Raw genomic sequence first — 12,548 nt, 5'->3', positions numbered from 1 at the left:
AATCGGCCGCTCGGGCTACGGGAGCAGGTGCCCTGCCGCGCGGAACAGCTCGTACCACTCGGCACGGGTGAGCTCGACGTCGGCTCCTGCCGCCGCGTCCCGCACGCGCTGCGGCGTGGCCGTGCCGAGCACCACCTGCATGTGGGCCGGGTGCCGGGTGATCCACGCCGTCGCGATCGCGATGGGTGTGACGCCGTAGGACGCGGCGAGTCGGTCGATCACGACGTTGAGCTCGGCGTACTCGGGGTTTCCGAGGAACACGCCGGTGAAGAATCCGCCCTGGAACGGCGACCACGCCTGGATCGTGATGCCGTTGATGCGGCAGTACTCGACGATGCCGCCGCCGTCTCGGACGACGCTCTGCTCCTCGCCCGCCATGTTCATGGCCACCGGCTGCGCGAGGATCGGCGCGTGCGTGATCGACAGCTGCAGCTGATTCGCGATCAGCGGCTGACGGACGGCCGTGCGCAGGAGGTCGATCTGCCGGGGCGTGTGGTTCGACACACCGAACGCACGGACCTTGCCTGCAGCCTCGAGCTCGTCGAATGCGCGGGCCACCTCTTCGGGCTCGACCAGAGCATCGGGGCGGTGCAGCAGGAGCACGTCGATCCGGTCGGTGCGCAGGGCCGCGAGCGAGCCGTCGACCTGCGCGATGATGTGCTCGTAGGAGAAGTCGAACATCCCCTCCTTCGGCACGATGCCGCACTTGGTCTGCAGCACGATCTCGTCGCGCTCGGCGGCACTGAGCTGCAGGGCGTCCGCGAAGCGCGACTCGCAGTGGTGCATGCTGCCGCCGTAGATGTCGGCGTGATCGAAGAAGTCGATGCCGGAGTCCCGTGCCGCGGCGTAGAGATCGCGGATATGGGCGTCATCCTTGTCGTCGATGCGCATCATTCCGGCGACGACGGCGGGGGCGGTGGCGGATCCGAACGGCACTGTCTTCATGCCGACCACGCTACCGCGCCTCAGCGGAGGGAGGACCCGGCGCTCGGCGTCAGAGCGGCCACCGGAACGCCGAGGGCCGCGGCGATGTTCGCCAGATCGACCATCGTGAAGTCCTCGCGCTCCTCGAGCTTCGAAGCGAGGACAGCGCGGTCGACGCCGGATCGATCGGACACCCACCGCACAGACCGATCGGCCCGCTGCATCTCGGTCACGATCGCGGACGCCACCAAATGACGCTCTTTCGTCCCCATGCGTCGACATTATCTCCTTGTGCGCAGACGATCAAGCGCCGAATGAGCCAATATGACGGCATATCGGCTCCATGCCGGTGCTATGGTGAGCCAGATGGAGACACCTGCCGACCACTTCAATGCGGCCGTGGGCCGACAGCTGCGGGCGGAGATCGCCGCGTCCCGGAGCAGCATCGCTGCAATGGCACGGACTATCGGCATCGCGCGCAGCGCCCTCGACAACTATGTGACCGGCAAGCGAGCCATCCCCGTCCCGGTCGTCTATTCGGTCTGCGCGGCACTCGATCTGGAGCCGCACGTGCTCCTCTCGCGAGCCGAGGAGCGTCTCCGCGCCGACGACGGCTCGCCTGTGGCACGCATCAGCGTGCTCCGTCGATCCCCCGATGTCGCAGGGCAGCGCGAGGATGTCCCCGAGGTCGCGTTCGAATCGCGCCTCCGGCACGACGCCGACACGGACGACCTCTACGAATAGGGGAATCATGCACACGCTCCTCCGCCTGGCTGAGGAGCACGGTGTGCGCATCGTCGAGCGCGCCGGCCCGACCCCCGGGGGCTTCGAACCCGCGTCGCGCACGATTCGCCTCGCACCGGGCATGAGTGCCCGCACGACCCGCAGCGTCCTCGCCCACGAACTCGGGCACGTCGTGCTCGGGCACCTCCCCTCGACCGTGCCGGCGGTCCGTCGGCAGCAGGAACACCAGGCCGACGAATGGGCGGCGCGCCGGCTGATCACGGCCCAGGCCTACGCACAGGCGGAAGACGCACGCGGGCCGCACCTGGCGAGCCTGGCCTTCGAACTCGATGTCACGATCGAGCTCGTCCTCGCCTACCAGCGTCGTCTGCGTCGGCTCGGCGAGAACGACCTGCGATTCACGGCGGCGTGACGAGATCGTCCGCTGGTTGAATGGCTCCATGGCCTTTCTCGTCTCCCCCGCACCTGTCACCCTGACGGGCGCGCTCGTCGAACTCCGTCCGCTCGAACGCTCGCACGTCGACGGCCTCGTGGACGCGGTGCAGGAGGGCGACCTGTGGAAGACGGCGTGGTACACCTCGGTACCTGCGCCCGACGGCGTCGCCGCCGAAGTCGACCGACGCATCTCGCTGATCGACAAGGGCGAGATGCTGCCGTTCACCGCTTTCGACGCCGCGGGGCGCATCCTCGGGCTGACCTCGTACTACGACATCGTCGCCGACGTGCCGCGGCTGCACATCGGATACACCTGGAATCGCCCGTCCGCGCATGGCACGGGCACGAACGCGGAGTCGAAGCTGCTGCTGCTGCGACACGCCTTCGAGACGCTCGGGGTGTTCCGCGTCGGCCTGACGACGCAGTGGGTGAACTTCCAGTCGCGGGCGGCGATCGAGCGTCTCGGCGCCAAGCAGGACGGCGTGATGCGCGCCATGAGCCGTTACCGCAACGGCGCCCTGCGCGACAGCGTCGAGTTCTCGATCATCGAGCCCGAGTGGCCTGCGGTGAAGGCCAATCTCCAGGCTCGGCTCGCTCGGCGGCGTTGACGCCGCCGGCCATCACTCGGTCGGGCTGCCCGACCAGTTGTCCTTGCGGCGGGTGGCCGAGCCGCGCTGGCGCATCATGAAGGCCAGCGAGAGGCTGGTGAGGAGAAGGCCGGCGATGAAGACGATCGCCTGGAAGTCCTCGAGCGACTGCGCGAGAGCCATCACCCAGATGCCTCCGAGGAAGAGGATCAGGAAGAAGATGAAGCTGAGGATCACGGGATCTCCTGTCGTTGCGGCCGTCTTCTAGAGTACCGGTGCCGGCTGCGACTAGCGCACAGCGCGAGCGGAGGAAACCCCCTGGGCCGGGCGCGTGGCCGCGTGGTTCTCTCTCTGCATGAATGCTCCCCTCACGGCTGTCGCCATCTCCTGCACCCTCAAGCCCTCTCCCGCGGAGTCGAGCTCCGATCTGCTCGCATCGCAGATCCTCGCAGCTCTCGCCGACCACGGGGTGACCGGCGACGTGATCCGCGCCGTCGACCACGTGATCAGTCCGGGAGTCGAGAAGGACATGGGCGATGGTGACGAGTGGCCGGCGCTGCGCCGGCGCGTGCTGGATGCCGACATCCTCGTGTTCGTCACGCCGACCTGGATGGGCCAGCAGTCGAGCGTTGCTCAGCGCGTGCTCGAGCGTCTGGACGCGGAGCTCAGCGAGACGGACGCCCGCGGACGCCTCACGCTCCTCGACAAGATCGCCATCGCGGGCGTCGTCGGCAACGAGGACGGCGCGCACCACATCTCCGCGATCCTCTTCCAGTCCCTCAACGACGTCGGGTACACGATCCCTTCGCAGGCGTCGGTCTACTGGAACGGCGAGGCCATGCACACGACCGACTACAAGGATCTCGACGAGACGCCCGAGAAGGTCGCCTCGGCTACGGCGACCGCCGCACGCAACGCCGCGCACCTGGCACGTGTACTGCGGGAGCGGGACTATCCCGCGAGCTAAAATACTGGTTTCCGTCCAAGAATCCTCTCAGAGGGTTGACGTGGTTCGAAGCGGTCAATAGGTTCGGTGGCGAACCGCTCCGGCGGATTCGACCTCACCAGCAAGTCGGTGTCTCCGCGCTCCCCACGCGGCTCCGCTTCTGAACGAGTCCGCCCCCAGAGCGGGCCCGGTCGTCGACCCCTGCGGTCGGCGACAGACGTCCCCACGGCGTCTTCCCACCGATGAGAGGAAACCCCTTGTTCACCGACACCCCGGGGCGCAGAGTCGCGCCGCGAGGACTGGCCGCTGCCGCGGCGATCCTCACCTGTCTCACCCTCACCCTGACACCGTCGTTCGCCGGAGCGACCACCGAATCTCCGGATGCGCCCGAGATCGTCGGCGCCGACTCCCCGTCGGCCGTCGAGGGCGAGTACCTCGTCGTCCTCAAGCCGCAGGCGAGGATCGGCGCCGCCGACGACATCGCCTCCGCATTGACCGACACGATCGGCGGACAGATCCTCGACGTCTTCAACACCGTGATCGACGGCTACTCCGCCGCGCTCAGCGAGGACGAGGCGCTCGCGATCGCGTCCGACGACCGCGTCGACCACGTGGAGCAGGCGCAGATGGTTCACGCGATCGGCGAGCAGGTGAACCCGCCCAGCTGGGGCACGGACCGTGTCGACCAGCGCGACCTGCCGCTCGACGGTCGGTACCGTTACCCCGACTCGGCGGGCGCAGGCGTGAACGTGTACGTGGTCGATTCCGGCATCCGCCTGACCCATTCGGAGTTCGCCGGGCGCATCCGTCCCGGATTCGATGCGGCCACCCCCGGCGGGAACGCCAGCGACTGCAACGGCCATGGGACGCATGTCGCCGGCACGGCTGTCGGCACCACGTACGGCATCGCCAAGAAGGCCACCGTCTACCCCGTGCGCGTGCTCGACTGCAAGGGCGACGCCCTGAGCACGACGATCGTCACCGGTCTGGAATGGGTCGCTGAGAACGCCGTACGGCCGGCGACGGTCAACTACAGCGTCGGCTGCCGCTCCGCCTGCTCGATCCCCTCGGTCGACGCCGCGGTGAGGAACATCGTCGCCTCGGGCATCACGTGGGTGTCGGCAGCGGGCAACAGCAACGACAACGCGTGCCGTTACAGCCCGCAGCTGCTGCCCGAGACGATCGTCGTCGGCAACACCACCCGCACCGACGGCAAGGCGCCGACGAGCAGTTACGGAAGCTGCCTGGACATCTGGGCGCCGGGAACGGACATCCTGTCCTCCTGGTTCACCGGTGACACAGCGGCCGCGTCGGCGACCGGGACGTCGATGGCATCGCCGCAGGTGACCGGAACGACTGCGCTGTACCTCAGCGCGAACCCGACGGCCACCCCCGCGCAGGTGCAGGCCGCGATCCTCGACAACTCGACGCCCGGGAAGGTGACCGGGCTGGATGCCGCGTCACCGAACCGCCTGCTCTACACGGGCTTCCTGAACGGCACGACGACGCCGACGCCGACCGCGGTCGATCTCGCGGCGATCGCCGACGTGGCGGCCACCGTCGGCCAGCCGGTCTCGGTCAGCGTGAGCGCGAGCGGCGGAACCGCGCCGTACGCGTTCTCGGCGACGGGTCTGCCGGCGGGTCTCGCGATCAATCCGTCGACGGGCGCGATCACGGGCACTCCGTCCGCGGCCGCCGTTTCGAGCATCACCGTGACTGTGCGTGACGCGGGCACGCCCGTCACCACGGATGCGGCGACGTTCCGGCTCACGGTGACGGGAGCCGGCACGAACCCGAATCCGACCCCGAGCACGTGCAGCGGGACCGCAGTGAGCGCCGGCACGCTCGCCGCGGGACAGCAGGTCGCGTCATCGACGTTCAGCCGTGCGGCCGGCGCCGTCGAGGTATGCCTCGACGGACCGACCGGGGCGGACTTCGACGTCTACCTCCAGCGGAACTACTCGTTCCTCGGGTGGATGACGGTAGCCCAGGGCATCTCGAACAGCGCGGACGAGAAGTTCACCTACAACGCGAGCGCAGGCACCTACCGGCTCGTGGTGAAGTCCGACTCCGGTGCGGGGGCGTACACCGCCACCGTGAAGTAGTCAGCGCAGGATGACGGTGGATGCCGCGGGGCTAGCGCCTCGCGGCATCCGCTGTGTGCGCTGACGGACGCCGGAACGTGATGACGTCGTCGCGGCGAGAGCGCTCCAGTGCGAGCCCGGCGAGTTCCAGTCGGCGGAAGACGCGACGCGGGAGCACCGGGAGCTCAGCCGTTCGTCCCGCCGACGGTTTCGCGAGCCCCGCGATCAGGGAGACGTCGACGCCGGCGCCGCGCACCTCGATCCGCGCATAATCGCTGCGGGATCGCCAGAGGAGGAGTTCGAGGTCCCGGAAGGGGATCGTGCGGCTCGACTCCCCCACGTTCACGCGGATCTCGTCGTTTCCGAAGGCCACGACGCACTCGACCGTTCGACGCCGCAGCACCGCGGTCACAGCCAGATACATTGGCAGCGCGAGCACGGCGCCGACGACGATGATCATCAATCGCGGCCCCAGGCGCATCGCGATGTCGTCGAACGCGATCAGCAGCAGGGTCGCGAAGAGCCCGACGACGACCACGATGGCGACGATCGTGCCGGTGAGGACGCGCATCCGGAGCGGGATGCCGGGAAAGCGCACACTCGAGCCGTCGCCGCTCTCCTCTCGTTCCCACTCCGGCGTCGTGGGCGTCGGGCGCTTCCTGGCGTCCCGTCGGGCGAACACGTCGCTGAGACGGCCGATCAGTCCGAGCCAGATCCATCCGGCGGCCGGGATCGCAGCGAGCTGCAGCACGACCGCGACGGCGCGCACCGCCGCCGGGAAGGGATCGAGCAGGTCGCCGCCGGACTCCACCACGAAGGCGATGGCCGCGCCCAGTGCGACCGCGACGCCCGTGTGCAGGAGCACCCCGTTGCGCGCCGGCACCATGCGCATCGTCGCGTTCACGAACGCGAATCCGACGCACCAGCCGCCCACCAGCATCAGCAGGAAGGGGAAGAAGCTCAGGTCGTCGCCGGCGAGGGTGAAGGCGATCGCGACGGCGAGGAGCAGTGCGCCCCAGAGCGCCGGGTTGCGGATGAGTCTGCGTCGCACGGTCGCTCGCGCCTCGGTGTCGGCGGCGGGCTCGGTCATCGGAGCAATCCTAGAACGCGATGCGCCCCTCCCGGAGAGATCCGGGGAGGGGCGCATCTGCTGCGATCGAGAGTCGGCGACCTGGTTCTCAGAAGTCCCAGTTCTTGCCAGCGGAGGCTGGGAGGTGCGGAATCACGCGGGTTCTGTCATCCAGCTGCCTGCTCGTGCCTTCTGCGTGCCACTCGCGGTCTTCCACCGCTCTGCCCGCCGTCGCGAACCAGAAGCACTCCCCCGAGTTTACTCGTCGCGGGCGGGGCATGCGCCGGGCTGGGCCTGGCTACCCCCATGGCTTGCCGAAAACGGCCGCTTGCGAGTTTCGGAGCGTTTGGTTTCGGCGGGGAGTTTCGGCAGATCGTCCTCGGCGTGTCGAGCTCATGGTCGTCGATGGCCGCGGACCCACCGAAAACGATCGTTTTCGGTGGGGCGCCGCCTGGCAGATCGCCGTGTCGTAGGCGGTGGTGGGCCTGGTCGACCCGTGGGTCACAGACGCAGCGGCGCGGCTAACCGAGGCTTCGGGTCGCCCTCCCCGGCCTGCGCTCACCCAGCTGGAGCGGATGCGCCGATCCATGCCCGTCAGCACTGTCGGAAGCAGTTCGCGAACTCGAACGTGAGGCGGCCGCAATGTTGCCTCCGGACTCCGGGACCGTCTGAACTTCGGGTGGCCTGAGGCTGATGTGATGACTGACCATGCGAGCCTTCCTATAAAGCTCGCCGGGCTAGTTCAGCTAGTCGCCGAACCGTCAGCGCTATTCGCGGCGCTGCAGAATGAGCCCTGGAGGGGCATCAGCCGATCGCTAGACGGATGATGTCGGCGACGACCTTCGGCTGGGAGATGAAGATCGCGTGGCTGCCTGGGGTTTCGACGACCGGGGCGCCGACACTTAGCCGACCGCCGGAAATTAGCTGCGGTACCGAGTGTTGTGGTCCCGAGAGCTCGGGGAACCTTCGGGGACCGCCCCTGGTGTTGCTGGGGATTTCACCGGTCGGTAGATACGCGGTGAGAGTCGCCCACTACAGTTGCGGGTTTCAGCCACCCGCAAACTCGCGCGTCGATTGATGGATAGCGTCTAGATCTGGACGGGCCCTTGATCTACGGCGTACTCTGCTTCCGGAGCGGCGGTGTCGCTGAGCTGGGGAAGATCCGCGCCGCGTTCTGAGCCTTCCGCCGAGCGAGAACTGGGGCGAATCGCGGAGCGGAAGGCCCCAAACTCCTGCTGCACGGGGTCGGTGGCCTCGCCGATCTTCGTGGACCGGATCGGGTGGCCGCTCGTCGACAGGCACCGGCCCGTCTTCAGGTCCCACTCCCAGTCGTGCATGCTGCACGTGAGGACGCCGTCCTCGTCGACCTTGCCGGTCTTCGTGAGGTCGGCGCGCAGGTGCGGGCAACGCCGCTGCACGACCCAGTCGCCGATCTCGGCGTCCTCCGTCTGGTCTGTCTGCTCCTGGTACCAGTTCTCCACGTACTCGATGCGGTCCACCGAGAGGCACTTCAGGAAGGTCGTGAGGAACTCGTTGAACTTGCCGCTGCGGCCCACCTGGAACTGCATGGACAGGAAGATCGAGTTCGACCAGTCGATCTCGTGATCGCGGATGTTCGTGGAGACGAGGTCGGCGGGGATCGTGTACCAGTAGATGCACTCCTCACCGGCGTATTCGCGGACCTTGGCACGGGGGAAGTCGACGACCATGTCGAGCTCGCCGATCTGGAACCGCACGCATCCCCCGACGCCGAGACGGATCGTGCGCGACTTCTTCAGCAGCGGCTCCCACCACTCCTTCAGAGTCTCCAGCATCTCGGCCGGCGGGATGACACGCGTTCGCAGCAAGAGCATGCACACGTCCGGCCTTGAGTTACATACCCCCAGGGGGTATCCTATAGACTATGAACGGGCACACCGACGGCAAGACGGATCTGCGCAAGCGGGTGAGTCGCGTCGCGGGTCAGTTGCGAGAGATCGCTCGGATGGTCGATGAGGACAAGTACTTCATCGACACCCTCAGGCAGGTTTCTGCGGCGACGAGAGCGCTCAGGACGGTGGCGTTGTCGCCGCTGAGCGATCATCTGAGTCATTGCGTTGCCGAGGCCAGCGCTGAGGGTGGCGCGGTTGCGGCGGAGAAGGTCCGCGAGCCTAACGCGGCCATTAGCCGCCTGGTCCGTTCATGACCGCCACGTCTATTTGAAGGAGCACACGATGACTGATCGCATTGAACTCGGCCTGAAGGACTCGAACGCTGGCTGCGCTTGCTGCGCCATCCCATCCGACACCGAGGCGTCCGCACCAGCTGCGGCCTCGTTCTCCTATTCAGAAGAGGTTTTGGTTGCGGGGATGACGTGCTCGCATTGCGTGTCGAGAGTCAGTGAGGATCTGATGGCGGTGGACGGTATCGAGTCCGTCGACGTCGATCTGAATGCTGGCGGCATCTCGCGTGTGACCGTCCACAGCGCAGCTCGTGTCGATCCCGCCTCCGTGGAGGCTGCGGTCGAAGAGGCCGGGTATACCCTCGCGACCAGCCAGGCCTGAGTCGCTATCCGTCAGCACCCGGCTCGACCGGGCGCATCCGAGCAAGGAGTTCCGATGAGCCAGCACGACGAACACAGCCATCGCGCCGCGCACGAGATCCACGGCGCGGCACCGACGACGGAGCAGGAGCATAGGGCGATGAGCCACGATCACGGCGCTTCTCCAGAACATGGCGGACATGGTGGCCACGGTGGCCACGGTGGCCACGGTGGCCACGGTGGCCACGGTGGCCACGGTGATCATGTGGGTCAGTTCCGGCGGTTGTTCTGGATCATGCTGGTTCTCGCGGTTCCTGTCGTTGGGTTCTCGATGATGTTCTCGATGCTGCTCGGGTACTCGCTGCCGGACGCCGCCTGGATCGGCTGGATCTCCCCGGCTCTCGGCTCGGTCATGTACGTGTGGGGTGGGGCGCCGTTCCTCACCGGCGCGGTGAGCGAACTTCGCGCCCGCAAGCCCGGGATGATGCTGCTGATCGCCCTGGCGATCACGGTCGCGTTCCTCGCGTCATGGGGCGCGAGCCTCGGCCTGCTGCACCACGAGCTCGACTTCTGGTGGGAGCTGGCGCTGCTGATCGTGATCATGCTGCTCGGCCATTGGATCGAGATGCGCTCCCTCGCGCAGACGACGTCCGCGCTGGACTCTCTCGCTGCTCTCCTGCCCGATGAGGCGGAGAGGGTGGAAGGTGACATGACCGTCACCGTCGCGCCCGGCGACCTGCGGGTGGGAGATGTCGTGGTGGTGCGCCCGGGCGGGCGGGTCCCCGCGGACGGGCGGATCGTGCAGGGCTCCGCCAGCATGGACGAGTCGATGATCACCGGAGAGTCACGGCCCGTGCGCCGCAGCGACGGCGACCAGGTCATCGCCGGCACCGTCGCGACCGACTCTGGTGTGCGGGTCGAGGTCACCGCCATCGGTGAGGACACGGCATTAGCGGGGATCCAGAAGCTGGTGACCGAAGCGCAGAGTTCGTCTTCTCGGGCGCAACGGCTCGCGGACAAGGCGGCAGGGTGGTTGTTCTGGTTCGCGCTCGGCGCTGCCGCGATCACCGCGATCGTGTGGACGGCCGTCGGGCTGCCTGACGCCGCAGTGATCCGCACCATCACCGTGCTGGTGATCGCCTGCCCGCACGCTCTCGGCCTGGCGATCCCGCTCGTCGTGTCGATCGCGACCGAACGGGCCGCTCGTGGGGGCGTTCTGATCAAGGACCGCCTCGCGCTGGAGAGCATGCGCACGGTCGACACCGTCCTGTTCGACAAGACAGGCACGCTGACGAAGGGCACGCCCGCGATGACGGCGATCGCCCCTGTCTCGGGGTTCGATGCCGATCAGCTGCTGGCGTGGGCTGCGGCCGCAGAAGCCGATTCCGAACATCCGCTCGCCCGGGCGATCGTGCACGCGGCGAAGGAGAAGACTCTCCCTGTCCCGTCATCGTCTGACTTCGGGTCGTCCCCGGCGGTCGGGGTTCGTGCGCGTGTCGACGGCCGCGTCGTCCAGGTCGGTGGTCCGTACATGCTCGAGCAAGAGCACGCCGACGAGCTGCCGGTTACCGACGAATGGCGCGACGAGGGAGCGATCATCCTCCACGTCCTCGTCGACGGGCGGGTCGCAGGCGCGCTGCGCTTGGCGGATGAGATTCGCTCGGAGTCGCGTCATGCGGTCGAAGCGCTCCATGAGCGCGGCGTGCAGGTCGTCATGATCACCGGTGACGCTGACGCGGTCACCGCGTCCGTGGCAGGTGAGCTGGGCATCGACCGGTACTTCGCCGGGGTGCGACCGGAGGACAAGGCCTCGAAGGTGAGAGAACTGCAGGACGAAGGCCGCAGGGTCGCGATGGTCGGAGACGGCGTGAACGACGCCCCCGCGCTCGCGCAGGCCGACGTCGGTATCGCCATCGGCGCGGGCACTGATGTCGCGATCGCCTCCTCAGGGGTCATCCTCGCCAGCGACGATCCCCGGTCGGTGCTGTCGGTGATCGAGCTGTCCCGAGCCAGCTACCGCAAGATGAAGCAGAACCTCTGGTGGGCCGCCGGCTACAACCTGCTCTCCGTCCCGCTCGCGGCCGGCGTACTCGCCCCCATCGGGTTCGTGCTCCCGATGTCCGTGGGTGCCATGCTGATGTCCCTGTCGACCATCGTCGTTGCGCTCAACGCGCAGCTGCTGCGCCGGCTAGATCTGCGCCCGGACGCAATGGCCGGCAAGCAACCGGAACATTCAGGGCGACGGACGTGGGCTGGGCGGAACGGGAGGTGAGTATGTCGCTGATCAACGTCGCGCAACGGGTGCGTGGAGCGCGCACGCTCGGTCACACCGTCCTGGCGGTCCTTCCAGGCGCCGTGGGATCATCACCGGGTTGCTGGCGATGCACTCTTTCAACTCGCACACGACATCGGCCGACCACCACGACACCGTAGCTGTCAGTGCTCAATCTGGAGTGCCCGACCATCACCGCGAGGCGTCCGCAGCCGCCGTCCTGCCGGACTCACGGCACTTGGACGCGAGATGTGCACGACGTGCGGGGGGCGGGGGCGGTAACCAGATGACGTGGATGGCGTGTGTCCTCGCGCTCCTGGTCGCGAAGATGGCGCGGTGGCCCGCTCTGCGGGCACGCCCCTGGCACCGGCAGCAGCCGGGCCTCATCACCGACCTCTTGGAGAACACTCATGTAGATTCGGCCCGCGGCGATCGCCGCACTCACCCTCACTGCCCATCTCGCCCTAACGGGCTGCGCCGGAAGTACCGCTCCCGGCGACGGCATGGAAGGCATGGACCACGGCGGCAGCTCGTCCGCACCCGTCCTAGCAGCGGACGCGAATGACGCCGACGTCATGTTCGCCAGCATGATGAACGAGCAGCACGCACAGGCTATCGAGATGTCCAGCCCGCCGGGTATAAGAGCGCTACGTACAGCGATGTTCACGATGCGCGGGCCGCAGGCATTGCCTTCTCCGGATGCGAAGCGACCTTGAGTAGCTTGAGTGTTTCTTCACCGATGAACTCGCCGCCGTCACCATTGCCTATCCAGACGAGTCCCTGCCCGAGAAGGTTAGGTACCTGTGAGCACCTGCGCCGAGACTGCCGGCTTCTATCAGACCGACAACCGGCCGATCAACGGGAATCAGAGCATCGAGGCTGCGGGATCGCTCATGCTCTGCCCGGACCATCCGTCGGTGGTCGCCATGGCGAACGGCTCAATCGAGCGACAGGAGCGCAACCATT

The 12,548-nt window shown here is 67.5% G+C and carries 13 protein-coding genes; 8 read left to right on the top strand and 5 right to left on the bottom strand.

Going from position 1 to position 12,548, the window contains the following annotated elements:
• Positions 1-15: 15 nt before the first annotated feature.
• Both LC452_RS19165 and LC452_RS19160 read right to left on the bottom strand, forming a co-directional pair.
• On the bottom strand, positions 16-945 hold the full coding sequence (locus LC452_RS19165; RefSeq protein ID WP_223628257.1) for an aldo/keto reductase family oxidoreductase: 930 nt from the start codon (positions 943-945) through the stop codon (positions 16-18).
• A 20-nt stretch (positions 946-965) separates the two neighbouring features.
• Positions 966-1,172: an XRE family transcriptional regulator gene (locus tag LC452_RS19160; RefSeq protein ID WP_223628255.1), complete on the bottom strand. Its 207-nt coding sequence runs from the start codon at positions 1,170-1,172 to the stop codon at positions 966-968.
• A 118-nt stretch (positions 1,173-1,290) separates the two neighbouring features.
• Here LC452_RS19160 and LC452_RS19155 point away from each other — a divergent pair, with 118 nt between their 5' ends.
• Genes LC452_RS19155 through LC452_RS19145 form a run of 3 tightly spaced genes read left to right on the top strand, consistent with a single transcriptional unit; the run spans position 1,291 to position 2,711 of the window.
• Positions 1,291-1,668 carry a helix-turn-helix domain-containing protein gene (locus LC452_RS19155; RefSeq protein ID WP_223628254.1) on the top strand — a complete coding sequence of 126 codons (378 nt, stop codon included), beginning with the start codon at positions 1,291-1,293 and terminating at the stop codon, positions 1,666-1,668.
• Between the two features lie 7 nt (positions 1,669-1,675).
• Positions 1,676-2,080 carry an ImmA/IrrE family metallo-endopeptidase gene (locus LC452_RS19150; RefSeq protein ID WP_223628252.1) on the top strand — a complete coding sequence of 135 codons (405 nt, stop codon included), beginning with the start codon at positions 1,676-1,678 and terminating at the stop codon, positions 2,078-2,080.
• Between the two features lie 28 nt (positions 2,081-2,108).
• Entirely contained in the window at positions 2,109-2,711 is a 603-nt protein-coding gene (locus LC452_RS19145) for a GNAT family N-acetyltransferase (protein ID WP_223628250.1), read from the top strand.
• A gap of 12 nt (positions 2,712-2,723) precedes the next feature.
• Here LC452_RS19145 and LC452_RS19140 read toward each other — a convergent pair whose 3' ends face one another.
• Positions 2,724-2,927: a hypothetical protein gene (locus LC452_RS19140; protein WP_136055659.1), complete on the bottom strand. Its 204-nt coding sequence runs from the start codon at positions 2,925-2,927 to the stop codon at positions 2,724-2,726.
• A 118-nt stretch (positions 2,928-3,045) separates the two neighbouring features.
• On the opposite strand from LC452_RS19140, the gene LC452_RS19135 reads away from it, so the two are divergent.
• Positions 3,046-3,657, top strand: a complete 612-nt coding sequence (locus LC452_RS19135) for a flavodoxin family protein (RefSeq protein WP_223628249.1) — start codon at positions 3,046-3,048, stop codon at positions 3,655-3,657.
• Between the two features lie 236 nt (positions 3,658-3,893).
• Positions 3,894-5,741 carry a S8 family peptidase gene (locus LC452_RS19130; protein WP_223628247.1) on the top strand — a complete coding sequence of 616 codons (1,848 nt, stop codon included), beginning with the start codon at positions 3,894-3,896 and terminating at the stop codon, positions 5,739-5,741.
• Positions 5,742-5,772: 31 nt separating this feature from the next.
• Here LC452_RS19130 and LC452_RS19125 read toward each other — a convergent pair whose 3' ends face one another.
• Together LC452_RS19125 and LC452_RS19120 are read right to left on the bottom strand one after the other, a co-directional pair.
• The gene (locus tag LC452_RS19125) at positions 5,773-6,810 is read right to left on the bottom strand and encodes a hypothetical protein (RefSeq protein WP_223628245.1); all 1,038 of its coding nucleotides are present in this window, start codon (positions 6,808-6,810) and stop codon (positions 5,773-5,775) included.
• Between the two features lie 1,067 nt (positions 6,811-7,877).
• Positions 7,878-8,642, bottom strand: a complete 765-nt coding sequence (locus tag LC452_RS19120; RefSeq protein ID WP_223628243.1) for a Rieske (2Fe-2S) protein — start codon at positions 8,640-8,642, stop codon at positions 7,878-7,880.
• A gap of 50 nt (positions 8,643-8,692) precedes the next feature.
• On the opposite strand from LC452_RS19120, the gene LC452_RS19115 reads away from it, so the two are divergent.
• The 3 genes from LC452_RS19115 to LC452_RS19105 are packed head-to-tail and all read left to right on the top strand — an operon-like array spanning position 8,693 to position 11,582.
• Entirely contained in the window at positions 8,693-8,974 is a 282-nt protein-coding gene (locus LC452_RS19115) for a metal-sensitive transcriptional regulator (protein WP_223628242.1), read from the top strand.
• Between the two features lie 28 nt (positions 8,975-9,002).
• On the top strand, positions 9,003-9,332 hold the full coding sequence (locus LC452_RS19110) for a heavy-metal-associated domain-containing protein (RefSeq protein ID WP_223628240.1): 330 nt from the start codon (positions 9,003-9,005) through the stop codon (positions 9,330-9,332).
• A gap of 54 nt (positions 9,333-9,386) precedes the next feature.
• The gene (locus tag LC452_RS19105) at positions 9,387-11,582 is read left to right on the top strand and encodes a heavy metal translocating P-type ATPase (RefSeq protein WP_374197788.1); all 2,196 of its coding nucleotides are present in this window, start codon (positions 9,387-9,389) and stop codon (positions 11,580-11,582) included.
• Positions 11,583-12,548 lie beyond the last annotated feature (966 nt).

It is taken from the genome of Microbacterium sp. EST19A, from assembly GCF_019969685.1.
In the GTDB taxonomy this organism is placed as follows: domain Bacteria; phylum Actinomycetota; class Actinomycetes; order Actinomycetales; family Microbacteriaceae; genus Microbacterium.
The sequence above is the reverse complement of the archived record's forward strand: the minus strand, read 5'-3'. Positions and strand labels throughout refer to the sequence as shown.

Bases quoted from the DNA above. Each gene is read 5' to 3' on its own strand.
- LC452_RS19165 (WP_223628257.1), bottom strand. From the start codon at position 945: ATGAAGACAGTGCCGTTCGGATCCGCCACCGCCCCCGCCGTCGTCGCC.
- LC452_RS19145 (WP_223628250.1), top strand. From the start codon at position 2,109: ATGGCCTTTCTCGTCTCCCCCGCACCTGTCACCCTGACGGGCGCGCTC.
- LC452_RS19105 (WP_374197788.1), top strand. From the start codon at position 9,387: ATGAGCCAGCACGACGAACACAGCCATCGCGCCGCGCACGAGATCCAC.
- LC452_RS19155 (WP_223628254.1), top strand. From the start codon at position 1,291: ATGGAGACACCTGCCGACCACTTCAATGCGGCCGTGGGCCGACAGCTG.
- LC452_RS19135 (WP_223628249.1), top strand. From the start codon at position 3,046: ATGAATGCTCCCCTCACGGCTGTCGCCATCTCCTGCACCCTCAAGCCC.
- LC452_RS19115 (WP_223628242.1), top strand. From the start codon at position 8,693: ATGAACGGGCACACCGACGGCAAGACGGATCTGCGCAAGCGGGTGAGT.
- LC452_RS19120 (WP_223628243.1), bottom strand. From the start codon at position 8,642: ATGCTCTTGCTGCGAACGCGTGTCATCCCGCCGGCCGAGATGCTGGAG.
- LC452_RS19125 (WP_223628245.1), bottom strand. From the start codon at position 6,810: ATGACCGAGCCCGCCGCCGACACCGAGGCGCGAGCGACCGTGCGACGC.
- LC452_RS19110 (WP_223628240.1), top strand. From the start codon at position 9,003: ATGACTGATCGCATTGAACTCGGCCTGAAGGACTCGAACGCTGGCTGC.
- LC452_RS19150 (WP_223628252.1), top strand. From the start codon at position 1,676: ATGCACACGCTCCTCCGCCTGGCTGAGGAGCACGGTGTGCGCATCGTC.